The 15,945-nt window shown below is 76.6% G+C and carries 14 protein-coding genes; 8 read left to right on the top strand and 6 right to left on the bottom strand.

Annotated features, from left to right (window positions below; translation table 11 throughout):
* Positions 1-70: 70 nt before the first annotated feature.
* Positions 71-1,537 carry a hypothetical protein gene (locus GA0070614_RS00635; RefSeq protein WP_157744849.1) on the bottom strand — a complete coding sequence of 489 codons (1,467 nt, stop codon included), beginning with the start codon at positions 1,535-1,537 and terminating at the stop codon, positions 71-73.
* 198 nt (positions 1,538-1,735) lie between these two features.
* Here GA0070614_RS00635 and GA0070614_RS00630 point away from each other — a divergent pair, with 198 nt between their 5' ends.
* Entirely contained in the window at positions 1,736-2,563 is an 828-nt protein-coding gene (locus GA0070614_RS00630; RefSeq protein WP_197701449.1) for a DUF72 domain-containing protein, read from the top strand.
* Positions 2,564-2,581: 18 nt separating this feature from the next.
* Here GA0070614_RS00630 and GA0070614_RS00625 read toward each other — a convergent pair whose 3' ends face one another.
* On the bottom strand, positions 2,582-3,460 hold the full coding sequence (locus GA0070614_RS00625; RefSeq protein ID WP_088974147.1) for a winged helix-turn-helix transcriptional regulator: 879 nt from the start codon (positions 3,458-3,460) through the stop codon (positions 2,582-2,584).
* Positions 3,461-3,521: 61 nt separating this feature from the next.
* On the opposite strand from GA0070614_RS00625, the gene GA0070614_RS00620 reads away from it, so the two are divergent.
* Positions 3,522-4,781, top strand: a complete 1,260-nt coding sequence (locus GA0070614_RS00620; RefSeq protein ID WP_088974146.1) for an MFS transporter — start codon at positions 3,522-3,524, stop codon at positions 4,779-4,781.
* On the opposite strand, the gene GA0070614_RS00615 is transcribed toward GA0070614_RS00620, so the two are convergent.
* Positions 4,756-5,856, bottom strand: a complete 1,101-nt coding sequence (locus tag GA0070614_RS00615; RefSeq protein ID WP_088974145.1) for a DUF4037 domain-containing protein — start codon at positions 5,854-5,856, stop codon at positions 4,756-4,758. The genes GA0070614_RS00620 and GA0070614_RS00615 overlap by 26 nt on opposite strands.
* Positions 5,857-6,047: 191 nt before the next feature.
* On the opposite strand from GA0070614_RS00615, the gene GA0070614_RS00610 reads away from it, so the two are divergent.
* The 3 genes from GA0070614_RS00610 (at position 6,048) to GA0070614_RS00600 (ending at position 8,058) form a co-directional block, all read left to right on the top strand.
* Positions 6,048-6,266, top strand: a complete 219-nt coding sequence (locus tag GA0070614_RS00610) for a hypothetical protein (protein WP_088974144.1) — start codon at positions 6,048-6,050, stop codon at positions 6,264-6,266.
* A gap of 55 nt (positions 6,267-6,321) precedes the next feature.
* Positions 6,322-7,242: a 5'-3' exonuclease gene (locus GA0070614_RS00605; protein WP_088974143.1), complete on the top strand. Its 921-nt coding sequence runs from the start codon at positions 6,322-6,324 to the stop codon at positions 7,240-7,242.
* Positions 7,243-7,431: 189 nt separating this feature from the next.
* The gene (locus GA0070614_RS00600) at positions 7,432-8,058 is read left to right on the top strand and encodes an SAM-dependent methyltransferase (protein ID WP_088974142.1); all 627 of its coding nucleotides are present in this window, start codon (positions 7,432-7,434) and stop codon (positions 8,056-8,058) included.
* 84 nt (positions 8,059-8,142) lie between these two features.
* Here GA0070614_RS00600 and GA0070614_RS00595 read toward each other — a convergent pair whose 3' ends face one another.
* On the bottom strand, positions 8,143-9,030 hold the full coding sequence (locus GA0070614_RS00595; RefSeq protein ID WP_088974141.1) for an MHYT domain-containing protein: 888 nt from the start codon (positions 9,028-9,030) through the stop codon (positions 8,143-8,145).
* Between the two features lie 168 nt (positions 9,031-9,198).
* On the bottom strand, positions 9,199-12,060 hold the full coding sequence (locus GA0070614_RS00590) for a DEAD/DEAH box helicase (RefSeq protein ID WP_088974140.1): 2,862 nt from the start codon (positions 12,058-12,060) through the stop codon (positions 9,199-9,201).
* A gap of 86 nt (positions 12,061-12,146) precedes the next feature.
* On the opposite strand from GA0070614_RS00590, the gene GA0070614_RS00585 reads away from it, so the two are divergent.
* From GA0070614_RS00585 to GA0070614_RS00575, 3 genes are all read left to right on the top strand, one after another.
* Complete coding sequence (locus GA0070614_RS00585; protein WP_408630723.1) at positions 12,147-12,911, top strand: HAD family hydrolase; 765 nt, start codon at positions 12,147-12,149, stop codon at positions 12,909-12,911.
* Between the two features lie 80 nt (positions 12,912-12,991).
* A complete protein-coding gene (locus tag GA0070614_RS00580) occupies positions 12,992-13,702 on the top strand; it encodes a TetR/AcrR family transcriptional regulator (protein WP_197701387.1) in 711 nt (236 codons plus the stop codon).
* Positions 13,703-13,838: 136 nt separating this feature from the next.
* Positions 13,839-14,828 carry an EamA family transporter gene (locus tag GA0070614_RS00575; protein WP_088974138.1) on the top strand — a complete coding sequence of 330 codons (990 nt, stop codon included), beginning with the start codon at positions 13,839-13,841 and terminating at the stop codon, positions 14,826-14,828.
* On the opposite strand, the gene GA0070614_RS00570 is transcribed toward GA0070614_RS00575, so the two are convergent.
* Complete coding sequence (locus tag GA0070614_RS00570) at positions 14,791-15,717, bottom strand: diacylglycerol kinase (RefSeq protein WP_088974137.1); 927 nt, start codon at positions 15,715-15,717, stop codon at positions 14,791-14,793. The genes GA0070614_RS00575 and GA0070614_RS00570 overlap by 38 nt on opposite strands.
* Positions 15,718-15,945: the final 228 nt, after the last annotated feature.

Below are 15,945 nucleotides of genomic sequence, written 5' to 3'. Positions count from 1 at the left end.
GGTCGTTCGGGAGTCGTCCCATCCCGGATCGTCGCGCCCGCAGGGCCGGCCGGGCGCGAGCCGGGGCGGGTCAGGCGCGGGCGCCGCCGAGGCCGAGCAGCACCGCCAGCCCCAGGGCGCTGCGCGGGGCGTACGGCACCCGCCACAGGCCGCCGTGCGCGGCGGCGTACGCCTCGTCCTGCCAGGGGTGCGCCAGCGCCGGCCCGCCGCCGGTGCGCAGGTCGTGCACCAGCACCGCGGCCATCAGGGTGTTGCTGGTCGCCGGCTCGAAGATCTCGATGCCGAACCGGTGCGCGCCGGCGTACGCGGCGGCCAGGGCCCGGTTGCGCACCACCGACCGGGTGCGCGTCGGCGGGGCCACCGTGAACGACACGGTCGAGCCGGCGTCCCGCGCCACCGTGGCCCGCCAGCGCTGCAACCGCTTGGCGAGGGCGTAGTTCGGGCCCTGCTGCGGCACCAGGCTGTCGTTGATCCCGGGATCGGCGTCCGGCGGGTAGTTGCGGTGCAGCAGCCGGCCACCGGAGAGCACCCGCAGCGCCCGGCGCGCGGGCCCGCGCCCCGCGTAGGCCCGGTCGGCGTGCCGTACCGCGTCGGCGGGCACGGCGAAGACGTCGGTGGGGGTGGCGAGGAACGCCAGGGCCACGTCCTCGCGGTGCCGTCGCAGGTGCTCGGTGAGCGCGTCGACGGCCGTGGCGACCCGGACGTTGGTCGCCCCGTCGGCGTACACGTAGTTGCCGAGCACCAGCCGGCCCTCGACACCGCGCAACCAGTCGGCGACCTGCGGGAGACGGTGCAGCAGGTCCGCGCCGGCCGCGCCGGCCAGGGCCGCGTCGCCGGTGGTGTTGGCGCCGGGCCGCACCGGCAGCAGGAGCCGGCCGCCGTGCCGGCGGGTGGTCTGCAGCAGCCGGCGCCAGATCTCCGGGCGCGGCAGGTCGACCGCGACCACGTCGCCGCCCCAGCGCAGCAGCGACGGCAGCGGACCCATCTCCGCGCCCGCGCCGAGCACCACGACCCGCTGGTCGTGCAGGTCGAGCCAGTCCGAGTGGGCGTGCACCGCGCGGACCGCCTCGGCGCAGGACGGCTCCACCACCCCGGCGTCGACCCAGGCGTCGAGCTGACGGAGCAGGTCGTCGCCGCGCAGCCGCCGGCCCCGGTACGGCAGCGACAGCTCGCGCTCGACCGGCCCCTCGCCGGTCACGGTCACGGTGCCCAGCGGCTCGTGGTCGGCGGACGCGGCGAAGACCTCGTCCAGCCCGGTCTCCCGGCCGTCGTCGTCGAGGACCCGCATCCGGGCGTGCAGCGAGGCGAGGCCGTCGCGGGCGATGGTGAGCGCGGCGTCCCGGGACGGCAGCCCCGCCTCGACGAGCCGGCGGAAGTGGCCGAGGTAGCCGTGCCGCCAGTTCGTCTCGTGCTCGGCCGAACGCGCGCCGACCGGGTCCACCGCGCGCAGCGCGTCGGCGACGACCGCCCGGCCCAGCGCGCTCGTGCTGCGCCCCTGCCCGGTACGGGGGAAGACCACCCCGCGCGGACCCTCCACGGCCACCACCCCTCTCCGTGCGGCCGGAGCAGCCCGTCCGCGGGTGCCACTCTGCCGCATGCCCCGGCGACCCGCATCGCGGACCGCCGCCTCGTCCGGGCCGCTCGCGCCCGATACCGTCTGCGCAGCCCGGATTCGCGCCGGGCGCGGGCGAGCGGTGGGAGGGGTGGAGTCATGCGGCTGCATGTGGGCTGCGCGATGTGGAGCCACAAGGCCTGGCAGGGCCGGCTGCTGGCCCACCCGCTGCCGGCGCACGAGCGGCTGCGCCACTACGCCGCCTGGTGCACCGCCGTCGAGGGCAACACCACGTTCTACGCCACCCCGGCGCGGCAGACCGTGGCGTCGTGGGCGGAGCAGACCGACCCCGACTTCCGGTTCGTGCTCAAGCTGCCCAGGGTGGTCACCCACGAGCGTCGACTCACCGACGTCGACGAGGCGCTGGGTGGCTTCCTCGACGCGATCGAGCCACTCGGCCCTCGCGCCGACGCCCTCTGGATCCAGTTGCCCGGATCGTTCGCCCCCTCGGACGTCCCCACCCTCGCCCGGTTCCTGCGCCGGCTGCCCACCTCCCACCGGTACGCCGTGGAGGTGCGCCACCCGGCGTTCTTCGCCGACGCGCGGGCGATCCGGCTGCTGGAAGGGGTGCTCGCCGACGCGGACGCCGAGTGGATCCCGTTCGACACCACGGCGTTCTTCGCCGGCCGGCCGACCAGCGACGCCGAGCGCGACGCCTGGGTCAAGAAGCCGCGGCTGCCCCGGCGGTCGGTCGCGCTGACCGACCGGCCGGTCGTGCGCTACCTCGGCCGGGACGACCCGGCGCGGACGGTCGAGGGTTGGCAGCACTGGGTCGACGTCGTCGCCGGATGGCTGCGCGAGGGCCGCTCGCCGACCATGTTCGTGCACACCCCCGACAACGCCGACGCGCCGGTGCTCGCCCGCCGCTTCCACGACGAGGTGCGGGCCCGGGTGTCGCAGCTGGCGGCGCTGCCGGAGCCGCTGCCGGTCGCGCCCGCCACGCTGTTCTGAGCGGCACCGGCCGGCGGCTCACCCGGCGCGCTCGCGTACCAGGTCGAGCATCTCGTCGACCGCGCCGGCCGGGTCGGTGACCGGGAACTGCACGGCGCGGACCACCGCGTCGGGGTCGACCAGCAGGGTGAGCCGCTTGAGGCGGGCCACGCCGCCGGCCCGGAAGGTGGGCAGCAGCAGCCCGGCGGCGAGCCGCCCGTCCTGGTCGGACAGGAGCGGGTACGGCAGCCGGGCGTGGGCGGCGAACGCGGCGAGCTGGTCGGGGCGCTGGGTGCTGATGCCCCGTACCTCGGCACCGGCGGCCCGGAAGCGGTCGTGCCGGTCGGCGTACGTGCGGGATTCGAGCGTGCAGCCGACGGCGCCGGGGATCTCCCCCCAGCCGGGCGGGAGGCCCTGGGTGTCGGGGGCGAACGCCCCCGGGAAGAGGTAGAGCACGGTCCACTCGCCGGGCACGGCCGGCGAGTCCTCGCCGCCGTCGTGCCGGGTGAGGGTGACCGGGGGCAGCCGGCGGCCGACGAGGGCGTGCGCGCGGTGGGCCTCCGGGGAGTCGGCGGCGGCGGTCGCGGTGAGCGCGCCGTCGCCCATCACGTGCCGGGTCCCCCAGTCCTGCAGGGCGACCAGCACCGGCAGCAGCGCCTCGCCCTTGCCGGTGAGCAGGTAGTCGTAGCGGGGCGGGTGCCGGGAGTACGCCTCGCGGCGCAGCACGCCGTGCGCGACGAGCGCGCCGAGCCGTTCGGTCAGCGCCCGGCGACTCACGCCGAGCGCCCGCTGGAGGGCGTCGAAACGGGTGGTGCCGCCGGCGACGTCGCGGACGATCAGGAACGTCCACCAGTCCCCGAGCACGCCGAGGGCCTGGGCGATGCCGCAGTCGGCGTCGGGCAGGTCCGCGCGCTTCACGCCATGGACTATAGTCCGTTCCAGATTGGAACTCACCGGTTCGGGGACGGGGGTCGACGGCATGACCGTCAGGCAAGGGGCCGGGGTGTTCTGGCGCTGGTGGGCCGCCGGCACGACCAGCCAGGTCGGGTCGGCGGTCGGCGCGGTGGCGCTGCCGTTGACGGCGCTGACCGTGCTGGACGCGTCCGCCTTCGAGATGGGGCTCGTCGCCGCCGCCAGCTACGTGGCGTGGCTGGTGATCGGGCTGCCCGCCGGGGTGATCGTGCAGCGGCTGCCGCTGCGCGGCGCGCAGGTCGGCGCCGACCTGGCCCGGGCGGCGGCGGTCGCCTCCATCCCGCTGGCCTGGTGGGCCGGCCGGCTGACCGTCGCCCAGCTCGTCGTGGTGGCCCTGGTGGTCAGCTTCGCCAACGTCCTGTTCGACGTCGCGAACTCCACCTTCCTGCCGGCCATCGTCAGCCGCGACCAGTTGCACTCCCGCAACAGCCTCACCTCCGCCACGCACGCGGTCACCCAGCTCAGCGGCCCGTCCCTGGGCGGCCTCGCCGTGCAGGCGCTCGGCGCGGTGCCGACGATGCTGGTCGACGCCGCCAGCTACCTCGTCTCGGCGGTGCTGCTGCGCTCGCTGCCCGCCCGCCGCTCCGACGCCCCCGACCGCTGGCCCCCGGTACGGCGGATGATCGCCGAGGGCTGGCGGTACGTCACCCGGCACCGGATCATGGGCCCGACCATGTGGGCCGCCACCGCGGTGAACTTCGTCTGCGGCGCGCAGCTGGCCGTCTACCCGCTGTACCTGGTCCGCGAGCTGCACGCCCCGGCCGCCCTGGTCGGCGTCCTGCTCGCGGTCGAGGGCGTCGGATCGCTGGTGGGCGCCGCGCTGACACCGTGGATCACCGGCCGGTGGGGCAGCGCCCGGTCGGTGCTGGTCGGCTGCGGCGTCGCGGTGCTCGGCGCCGCCGCCGTCCCGCTCGGCGCGGGCTGGCCGGCGTACCTGGCGTTCGCCGCCGGGAACGTGGTCTTCGCCGGTGGCGTGGTGGTGCTCAGCGTCACCACCCGGACGTACCGGCAGACCGCGAGCCCGCCGGAGCTGCTCTCCCGGGTGATGGCCACGGTCCGCTTCGTCTCCTGGGGCGCCATCCCCGTCGGCGGGCTGGCCGCCGGCACGCTCGCCGGGCTGGTCGGCGCGCGGGCCACGCTGGTCGTCTTCGCCGGGGCGACGCTGCTCGCGCCCCTGGTGCTGTTCCGCTCCCCCGTCCGGCGGCTGCGCGACCTCACCGACCTGGACGCCGACGAGCCGGTCAGGCGGGCGACGCCGGTGGGCTGACCGGCGTGCCCGGCAGCACGGCCGCCGCCACCCGCCGGGCCCGGTCGGCACGGGTGAGCACATCGACGCTGTGCACGTACTGGTCGACCGCGCCCACCGGCGGACGCGCCCGCAGCGCCGGGTCACCGATCCCGGCCCGCAGCGCGGCGGCGCACCGGCCGGCGTCTAGCACCAGGAAGGGCCGGTCGTGAAAGGGCCGCACCCGGGGGTCGACCGGCGTGCCGAGCCCGGTGTCGTTGGTCCAGCCCGCGACGGTCTCCAGGGCGCGGGCCAGCCCCGCCTGCCGGTCGGGCCAGCCGCCGGGCCCGAAGGCCGCCGACAGCGCCACGACCAGCGGCGCCGCACCGGGCAACCGCGCGAACAGGGTGCCCAGCCACTTGTCGTACGGGGGCCAGCGGCGGTGCAACAGCAGCCCGAGGCGCATCAGGTCGTGGGCGACGCCGGCAGCCACCACCCGACTGCCCAGCTCGTCACCGACCTCGGCGCACCGGCCGGGCAGGTGCTCGGCCTGGCTCACCCGGGTCCAGGCGGCGGCCAGCACGTACCGCCAGACGTCGTCCGGATACCACGCCAGCCGGTCCCGGGTACGGGTGAGCGCCCCGGCCAGTCCGTCGTGGAAGACCGCGCCGCCGGTCAGCTCGGCCAGCCGCTGGGTCGGCACCGACAGCCAGTCGTCGACGTCGAGTCCGTCGGCCGGGTCGACGCCGAGCCGGCCACGCAGCCAGCCCGACAGGTCGTACACGCCCACGCCGTGCCGGTCGCCGTCCGGGCGCACCACGCCGAGGCGGACGTCGGGGCCGCCGGCGAACCGGGTGGGCCAGCCCAGGAACGCCGCCGGCAGCTCCTCCAGCACGGCCCGCACCGGCCCGACCGCGGCGGAGTCGGCGACGAAGAGCTGCACCCGCGGCCCCCAGTCGTGATCGGTGGAACGCGGGGTGTCCAGGCCGAGCAGCTCCGACCCGCCGTCGAGCAGCCCCGCCGCGTACCGCAGGCCCGGCAGGCGGCGCGCCAGCAGCGGGGCGACGACCTCGTCGTGGAAGCGGCGGCTCAGGGTCAGTCCGGGCAGGAACGGCATACCGGCCAGTCTCCCCGGGGGCCCGGGCCGGCGACACCTCGTTCGCGCCCGGTCGCCGGGGACGGCCCCGCGCGGCAGGTCCGATCCACCGGCGCACCGTCGACGGGCTCGCCGCGCCGCTGCGCCGTTGTCGGCCCGCCGGCCGCCGGGCGCGGATAGCCTGGTCACAGGGGCGACGAGAGGCGGACGCGGTGGCACAGGACCGGGCGGCGGCACGCCAACGACGGCTGCTCTGGGCGGGCATCCTCGCCGTGGCAGGGCTGGTGCTGCTCCTGCTCGGCCTGACCGTCGCCGACGGCGCGCTGGCCTGGCTGGAGGTGGTGGTGGCGATCGCGCTGCTGGTCACCAGCTACGCGGTGCAGCGGGTCGCCCGCCGCGAGGCGCTCTACACCGACCCCGAGCGCCGCTGACCCCGGCCGACCGGCGTCCCCCACGTCGTCGGGGGGCTGTGCCAGGCTGTCGGGCGTGGCACACCGACCTCCGATCCTGCTGATCGACGCTCCGAGTCTCTACTTCCGGGCCTACTTCGGCGTCCCCGAGTCGGCGGCGCGGGCCGAGGACGGCCAGCCGGTCAACGCCGTACGCGGCTTCCTCGACATGCTCGCCCAGTTGATCCGTACCCGCCGGCCCGACCGGATGGTCTGCGCGCTGGACCACGACTGGCGGCCGGCGTGGCGGGTGGAACTGCTGCCGTCGTACAAGGCGCACCGGGTCGCGCCGGAGGGCGGCGAGGAGGTGCCGGACACCCTGTCGCCCCAGGTGCCGGTGATCCTGGAGGTGCTCGACGCGATCGGCATCCGGGCGATCGGCGCCACCGGCTACGAGGCCGACGACGTGCTCGGCACCCTCGCGGTGACCCAGCCCGCCCCGGTGGAGGTGGTCTCCGGCGACCGGGACCTGTTCCAGCTCGTCGACGACGCCCGCCCGGTACGGCTGCTCTACGTCGGCCGGGGGGTGGCCAAGCTGGAGGACTGCGACGACGCGGCGGTGCGGGCCCGCTACGGCGTGCCCGCCGACCGGTACGCCGACTTCGCGGCGCTGCGTGGCGACCCGAGCGACGGCCTGCCCGGCGTGCCGGGCGTCGGTGAGAAGACCGCCGCCCGGCTCATCACGCGCTACGGCGGCCTCGACGGCATCCTCGCCGCGCTGGACGCGCCCGACTCCGGTTTCGCGCCGGGGCTGCGCACCAAGCTCGACGCCGCCCGCGACTACCTGGCCGTCGCGCCGAAGGTGGTGCGGGTCGCCACCGACGTGCCCCTGCCGGAACTGGCCACCGCGCTGCCGACGGCCCCGGTGGACGGTGACCGGCTGCTCGCGCTGGCGCAGCGGTGGAACCTGGCCGGCTCCTGCCGGCGGCTGGTGGACGCCCTCGCCGACCGTGGCTGAGCGTCGGGCACGGCCCGGCCGGTTCGCCGGGTCCGGCCACGAACGGACCCAACCGGGTCGCCGCTTGGGCCACGGCGGGCCGGACGCCACCGCCCGGCCCGGCCACGCGCGGGCCGAACGGCGCCGCCAGGTCCGGCCGAGGGTGGGCCGGCGGGGTCGCCGCCGGCCGGACGAGATCGGGGGCTCGCCGTGACGACCGACTGGCAGGCGTGGCACCGCGACTACGCCGATCCCGCGTCCCCGCTGTCCCGGAGGTTGGCGCTGGTCCGGCGGGAGATCGGGCGGTGGCTCGACGCGCGCCCCGGCGAGGCGCTGACCGTGGTGAGCGCCTGCGCCGGGCAGGGCCACGACCTGATCGGGGCGCTCACCGGGCGGGACGACGCCGCCCGTGTGCGGGCCACCCTGCTGGAGTACGACCACCGCAACGTCGCCGCCGCCCGCGCGGCCGCCGCCGGCCTGCCCGACGTGACGGTGCGGTGCGCCGACGCCGGGAAGCTCTCCTCCTACGTCGACGCCGTCCCCGCCGACCTGGTGCTCATGGTCGGGGTCTTCGGCAACATCTCCGACTCCGACGTGCGCCGCACGGTGCACGCCCTTCCCCAGCTCTGCGCGCCCGGGGCCACCGTGCTCTGGACGCGCAGCCGCGCCGCGCCCGACCGCACCCCGACGCTGCGGCGGTGGCTGCGGGAGGCGGGCCTGCGGGAGCGCGCCTTCCACGCCCCGCCCGACGTGCTCTTCTCCGTCGGCGTCCACCGGCTGACCGGGTCACCGCGCCCGCTGGACCCGGACGGCGAGCTGTTCCGCTTCCTGCGCTGAGCCCGCGACGGTCATGACGGCGGCGGCGGACCACCCGCGCACCGCCGCCCCGTCATGGTCGACCGTTGGCCGGCCCGGCGGACGTCAGCGCGGCGGCTGCCGGCGGGACGGGAACGGGGTGCCGGGCTGACCCAGGGTCGACCGGGCGCGCAGCCCGACCGGGTCCGCGGCCGGCTCCGGCGCGGCGGCCGGCGCGGGCGGCTCCGCGCTCTGCCGAGCGGCCAGGTACGCCACCGCGGCGCGGTCGTCCTCGGTGGGCGCGGCGAGCAGCGCGTAGACGAGGCCGACGATCACCAGGATCACCGCCAGGACGATCGGGACCAGCAGGGAGCTGACGCTGGTGCCCGCGACGTCACCGGGCCGATCGTGCAGGTGCACCGACAGCGCGCTCATGCCGGTGAAGTGCATGCCGTTGACGGCGACGCCCATCAGCAGCGCGGAGGCGGCGATGGCGAGTCCCCGGCGGACGGTCATGGCCAGCCAGAGCGCCACGGTGGCGGCGACGACGGCGATGAGCACGGAGAGCGCGACCCGGGTGGAGTCGTAGCCGAGGTCGCCGTCGAGCCGCATCGCGGCCATGCCGGTGTAGTGCATCGCGGCCACACCCGCCCCGGTGAAGAGGCCACCGGCGATCAGCCGCAGGGCGTTGAGCCGGCCGGTGCCGACGATGAACAGGCCGATGCCGACCGCGGCCACCGCGATGCCGGTGCTGGCCGCGGTGAGCGGCACGTCGTACCGGATGCGGGTGCCCTGCACGGCGAAGCCGAGCATCGCCATGAAGTGCATCGCCCAGATGGCGGTGCCGCCGATCGCCCAGGCGGCGAGCAGACCCCACCAGGCGCGCTGCCCCCCGGTGGCCGCGGTGCGGATCCGGCCGGCGCAGACCAGCCCGAGGGCCGAGCCCAGCACGGACAACGCGTAGCTCAACGCGGGTGTGATCCACCCGTACTCAAAGTGATTGATCTCCGCCACGGCGGCTCTTCCCCCCAGTCATTACCGACGCGTAACACAAGCGCCGGAGCAATGATCACGGGTGCCTCCAGCAGCCGCAACAGCACCCCCTGGGCACTTCGGGGGGTGCTGTTGCGGTGACCGTGCGATGCGTCGATTCGCCGGACGGCGATGACTGACAGTGACCGATCAGGCGGAGGTGTGGTACGCCAGCACGCCCCGGTTGACCGCCGCGATGGCCTGCCGGGCGGTGGCCCGCAGCTCGGTCGACGCGCCTCCGGAGTCGGCGAGCTGACCGAGCAGGTCGACGACCTGCCGCGCCCAGCGGACGAAGTCACCGGCGGGCATCTCGCCGTCGATCTGGTGACCGCTGGCGAGCACCTTGGCCAGCGCCTCGCCCCGCGCCCAGCGGTAGATCGGCCAGGCGAAGCCGAAGTCCGGCTCCCGGGTCACCGCCAGGCCACGGTTCGCCTCGTCGGACTCGATCTCGCTCCAGAGCTTGAGCGTCTCCTCGACCGCGTCGGCGACCGGGCCGCGTGGCAGCGAGGCGCGCTCGTCGAGGTCCCGCCGGGCCTCGAAGACCACCACGGAGACCGCGGCGGCCAGCTCGGCCGGGGAGAGCCCGTCCCAGACCCCCCGGCGCAGGCACTCGGCGACCAGCAGGTCCGCCTCGGTCCAGATCCGGCCGAGCATCCGGCCGGCGTCGGTCACCCCGCCGTCGGCGGAGAGGTAGCCGCGCGCGGTGAGCAGCGCCACGATCCGGTCGAAGGTACGGGCGAGGGAGCCGGTGCGCCCGGCGACGCGCTGGCGCAGCTCCTCGGTGTCCTTCTCCAGCCGGCGGCGCCGCTCGGCCCAGCGGGCGTGCTCCTCCCGGTCGGCGCAGGCGTGGCAGGGGTGCCGGCGCAGCTCGGTGCGGAGCTGGCTGATCCGGTGGTCCTCACCGGCTGCCTGCCGGGACCGGCCACCGCGGCGGCCGCCGTGCCGGTCCAGGCCGGTGCCGCTGACCTCGGCCGCCAGGTCCCGGCGGGCCGCCGGGGAACGGTGGTTGAAGTGCTTCGGCACCCGGATGCGGGCCAGCACCTCGGCGGGGGTGGTGAAGTCGCCCGGGCTGACCCGCCCGGCCCAACGATCCTGGGTGAGCACCAGCGGGCGAGGCTCGCCGAAGCCGCCGGTGGCCGGGTCGAGCACGACGGCGAGCCCGGCCCGACGGCCCGACGGCACCCGGATCACGTCGCCGACGCGCAGCCGCTCCAGCGAGGCCACCGCCGCCGCCTTGCGCTGCGACTGCCCCTGCCGGGCCAGGGCGCGCTCCCGGTCGGCGATGGCCACCCGCAGCGCGAAGTACTCGTCGAAGTCGCCGTGGTGGCAGGCCGCCTCCGCGCCGTACGCCTCGATGGTCTCGGTGTTGCGCTGCACCTGCCGGGCCAGGCCGACCACCGACCGGTCCGCCTGGAACTGGGCGAACGACGACTCCAGCAGCGCCCGGGCGGGCTCCACGCCGACCGTGCCGACCAGGTTGACCGCCATGTTGTACGACGGCCGGAAGCTGGAGCGCAGCGGATAGGTGCGGGTGGAGGCGAGGCCGGCGACGTGGCGCGGGTCGGTCTCCGGGGACCAGACCACCACCGCGTGCCCCTCGACGTCGATGCCGCGGCGCCCGGCCCGGCCGGTGAGCTGGGTGTACTCGCCCGGGGTGAGGTCGACGTGCGCCTCCCCGTTGAACTTGACCAGACGCTCCAGCACGACGCAGCGGGCCGGCATGTTGATGCCCAGCGCCAGGGTCTCGGTGGCGAAGACCGCCTTGACCAGGCCGCGGACGAACAGCTCCTCGACGACCTCCTTGAACACCGGGAGCATGCCGGCGTGGTGGGCGGCCAGACCGCGCTCCAGCCCGTCGAGCCACTCCCAGTAGCCGAGGACGGTCAGGTCCTCGCCGGGGATGGCGGTGACCCGGGACTCGACGACCCGGCGGATCTCGGCGCGCTCCTCGGGGGAGGTGAGCCGCAGCCCGGCGGCGAGGCACTGCTGCACGGCGGCGGCGCAGCCGGCCCGGCTGAAGATGAACAGGATCGCCGGAAGCAGCCCCTCGCGGTCGAGCCGGTCGACGATGTCCGGGCGCATCGGGCCACGCCAGCGGGGACCGCGTCGCCCGGCGCCGGGGCCGGCGCTGCGCCCCTCGCCCAGCTCCAGCCGGCGCATCGTGTCGCGGGTGTAGCGCAGCAGCTCCGGGTGCACGTCGTGCTTGCGGGCGGCGTCGGCGTCGTGGAACAGGTCGAACATCCGCTTGCCGACCAGCATGTGCTGCCACAGCGGCACCGGCCGGTGCTCGCTGACCACCACCGCGGTCTCGCCCCGGACGGTCACCAGCCAGTCGGCGAACTCCTCGGCGTTGGAGACGGTGGCCGACAGGGAGACCAGGGTGACCGAGGCGGGCAGGTGGATGATCACCTCTTCCCAGACCCCGCCACGGAACCGGTCGGCGAGGTAGTGCACCTCGTCCATCACCACGTAGGCCAGGCCCTCCAGGGTGCTGGAGCCGGCGTAGAGCATGTTGCGCAGCACCTCGGTGGTCATCACCACCACCGGCGCGTCGCCGTTGATCGCGTTGTCGCCGGTGAGCAGGCCGACCTGCTCGGCGCCGTACCGGTCGACCAGGTCGTGGTACTTCTGATTGGACAGCGCCTTGATCGGGGTGGTGTAGAAGCACTTGCGCCGGATGCCGGCGGCCGGGGACGGCGCGGCCTCCCCGCCGCCGGCCGGGACCACCTCGTCGCCCGTGTCGGGGGCGACCTCGCGCGCCGGTGACCGGCCGGCCGGCGGCGCCCCGCGCAGGGCCAGGTGCACCGCGAACTCACCGACCACGGTCTTGCCCGCGCCGGTGGGGGCGCAGACCAGCACGCCGCTGCCGCGCTCCAGGGACTGGCACGCCTCACGCTGGAAGTCGTCGAGGTCGAATCCCAGGTCGCGGGCGAACTCGTCCAGGGCCGGGAACTGAGAGGCCTGCGCGGCCCGGCGGCGCGCCGCGGCGTACCGCTCGGCGGGGCTCGACATGCCTCCAAGATTAGTGCGTGCCACCGACGGGCACCCGGCAAGGCCAACCGGCAGGGCGGTCGGAGGCGGTCGGTAGGGTGCACGACGTGCCGGATCATGCCGAACCGCCCCGAACCCCGAGCGGCGCCGACGACGCCGTCCGCCCGGGCCCGCCCCGCCGCCCCGTCGAGGCGGTGCTGTTCGACTTCCACGGGACCCTGGCCCAGGTGGAGGAGCCGCACGAGTGGGTGCGGCACGCCGCCGCGGCCTGCGGGGTGACGCTGGAGCGGATGCGGGCCACCGCGCTCGCCGACCGGCTGGTCACCGCCGGGCGGGCCGGCGGGCCGCTGCCGGCGCGGGTCCCGCCCCGGCTGGCCGAGCTCTGGGCCGACCGGGACCTGTACGAGCACGCGCACCGGGGGGCGTACACCGGGCTGGCGGAGACGGTGGACACCGGGATCGAGGGCCTCGCCGACGCGCTCTACGACCGGCTGCTCGTCCCCGACGGCTGGGTGGTGTACCCGCAGGTGGCGGCGACGCTGCGGGCGCTGCGCGGGGGCGGAGTGAAGGTGGCGGTGGTCAGCAACATCGGCTTCGACATCCGGCCGCTGCTGGCCGCCTGGGGCCTGGCCGACCTGGTCGACGCGTACGCCCTGTCGTACGAGGTGGGGCGCTGCAAGCCGGATCCGGGGATCTTCCTGCGCGCCTGCGGGATGCTCGGCGTCGACCCGGAGCGGGCGCTGATGGTGGGTGACACGCCGGCCGACGCGGGCGCGGTCAACGCCGGCTGCGCCGTGCTGGTGCTGCCCTGCGCCGAGCCGGGGCGCGACAACGGCCTCGGCGCGGTGCTCGACCTGGCCCTGCCCCGCTGACCAGCGGGTAGCACCGCTAACACGATCTTGATATTCGCGTTGGCACACGCCGCTAACACCGGGAGGTTATCGTCGCTGTCGTGACCGAGACGTCCGCCCGGGACCGGATCGTGCGGGCCGCCGCCGCGCTGCTCGCCGAGGGTGGCCGGGAGGCCGTCTCCACCCGCGCGGTGAGCCGGGCCGCCGGGGTGCAGGCCCCGGCCATCTACCGCCAGTTCGGCGACATGCGCGGGCTGCTCGACGCGGCGGCCAGCTACGGCTTCGCGGCGTACCTGCACGCCCAGGCGGCGCGGGAGCCCGCCGACGACCCGGTGGACGACCTGCGCCGCGGCTGGGACATGCACGTCGGATTCGGCGTCGCCAATCCCGCCTTCCACACCCTCATGTACGGCGACCCCCGCCCGGGCGTACGCCCCACCGCCGCCCGGGTGGCCGCCGACATCTTCCGCCAGCTCGTCGTCCGCGTCGCCGAGGCCGGCCGGCTGCGCGTCGACGTCGAGCGGGCCGCGGAGATGACGCACGCGGCCAGCTGCGGGGTGACCCTGACCCTGATCCAGGGCGGTGACCCGGCGCTGTCCGAGGCCACCCGGGAGGCGGTCGTCGCGGCCGTCTGCGCGGACAGCCCGGCCGCCCGCGCCCTACGTCCAACCGACCGGCCGGTCCGGCACGCGGTCGCGCTGCGGGCCGCGCTGGCGCAGGTGACGGGCGACCTCACCGACGCCGAGCGGGCCCTGCTCGCCGAGTGGCTGGACCGGATCGCCGGCGCGCGTCGGCACCCGACGTCCCCCTGAGCGGCCCGGCCGTGCGGTCCGGACCCGCCGTCCGATCCGCTCCCCCGCGCCGTCCGGAGGGGCCCGGGCGCGCGGGCCGGCGCCACCGGTGGACCTGGGTGTCCGTGCCGCGCGCGCAGGTCATAGCGTCACCGTCATGACCGAGCCCCTGTCCTCCGCCGCCGCGAGCAGCACCGGCGCGTCCGCGCGCCCCGGCTCCGGACGGGCCGCCGCGGTCGGGCTGGTGCTCGGCGGGGCGCTGTCGGTGCAGTTCGGCTCGGCCGTCGCCGCGCTGCTCTTCCCGCGCGCCGGGGTGGCCGGCACGGTCACGCTGCGGCTGGCCATCGGCGCGCTGCTGATGCTGGCGGCGTGCCGGCCCCGGCTGCGCGGGCACGACCGGGCCGCCTGGGTCTCGGTGCTGGCGTTCGGGCTGGCCCTGGCCGGGATGAACTCGATCTTCTACCAGGCCATCGAGCGGATCCCGCTCGGCCCGGCGGTCACCCTGGAGGTGCTCGGCCCGCTGACGCTGTCCGTGCTCACCGCGCGCCGGCTGGCCGCCTGGTGCTGGGCCGGCCTCGCCCTGGCCGGGGTGGCCCTGCTCGGCCAGGGCGGCTTCGACCGGCTCGACCCGCTCGGCGCCGGGCTCGCCCTGGTGGCCGGGGCGATGTGGGCGGCGTACATCGTCTGCTCGGCCCGGGTCGGCGGCCGGTTCCCGAACGCCGACGGGCTGGCCCTCGCCCTCACCGTGGCCGCGCTGGTCACCCTGCCGGTCGGGCTGGTCGACGCCGGCGGCCGGCTGTGGCACCCCGCCGTGCTCGGCCTCGGCGCGGGGCTGGCCCTGCTCGCCTCGGTGCTGCCGTACACGCTCGAGCTGCTGGCGCTGCGCCGGCTGCCCACCGCCACCTTCGCCGTGCTGATGAGCCTGGGCCCGGCGATCGCCGCCCTCGCCGGCTGGCTCGTGCTCGACCAGGCGCTGCACGCGGTGGAGGTACTGGCCATCGGCCTCGTCGTCACCGCCAGCATCGGCGCGGTCCGGGCCGCCGCGCCACGCCCCGCCGACCGGGTGGCCGACCCGGACGCGCCGGTGGCGCCCGGACCCGACGGGCAGCTCAGCGCAGCAGCCGCACCGCCTGCGGCACGGCGGTGATCCGCACCGGCAGGTCCAGCGCCCGCTCCCCGTCGGCGTAGGTGGTGATGCCCTCGGCAGCCAGCTCCACCGTCCGGGCCCGGAAGCTGCGCACCAGCGGGTGCCGTACGTGGGTGCCCTGGTAGATGCGCGGCTTGACCCGCATCAGGGTGTGCCGGTCGAACCGGCCACCGACCACCACGTCCAGCAGCCCGTCGTGCGGGTCCGCGTCGGGGCAGATCCGCATCCCGCCGCCGTAGCTGGCGCAGTTGCCCACCGCCACCAGCACCGCGTCGAGGCGCTGCTCCTGCCCGTCCAGGCGCAGCGTGTACCGGCGCGGACGCAGCCGGGCCAGCTCGACCAGGATCGCCAGGTCGTACCGGCGGGGGCCGCGCGGCCAGCGCATCCGGTTGGCCCGCTCGTTGACGATCGCGTCGAAGCCGGCCGCGAGCACCGCGCCGTACCAGCGGTCGGCGCCGTCCGGGCCGGTCATCCGGGCCAGGTCGACCGGCCGGCTGCGCCCGTCGCGCAACGCCGCGGCGATCACCCCGGCGGCGGCCAGCGGGTCGGCCGGGAACCCGGTGTCGACCGCGAAGTCGTTGCCGGTGCCCGCCGGCACCGGACCGAACGGCACCGTCGTACCGGCGACGGCCTGCAACGCCCGGTGCACCGTGCCGTCACCGCCGACGGCGACCAGCGCGGCGGCCCCGGCGGCGACCGCGGCGTGGCATGCCGCCTCCGCCTCGTCCGGGGTGTCCGCGGACAGCAGCCGCACCGGCCGGCCGGCCTCGCCGAGGCGCTCCAACAGCCGGGGCAGCAGGCCACGGTGCCGGCCCCGGCCGGCGGTGGGGTTGGCGAGCACGGCGACAGGGCCGGTCGGACGGTGATCGTCTGCGGTCACGGCGAGCACCGTACGGTACGGCCGGCACCGCCGACCAGCGACGGCGACGGTCGACGCCCGCCGGGTCCACGCGGCCCGAGGTGCGCACGGGAGAAGACGCGCCCGCACCGGCCGGCCGGCATCATCAGGGCAACCCCTCGCCCGGTCACGGACCGACACCCGGGGCCGGGCGGGGTCCCCACGACGGCGGGCCCGACGACGGCGCGGGACGGGTGGCGGTCCCGCCGGCCGCCGGCC

Source organism: Micromonospora coxensis, assembly GCF_900090295.1.
In the GTDB taxonomy this organism is placed as follows: Bacteria; Actinomycetota; Actinomycetes; order Mycobacteriales; family Micromonosporaceae; genus Micromonospora; species Micromonospora coxensis.
The sequence above is the reverse complement of the archived record's forward strand: the minus strand, read 5'-3'. Positions and strand labels throughout refer to the sequence as shown.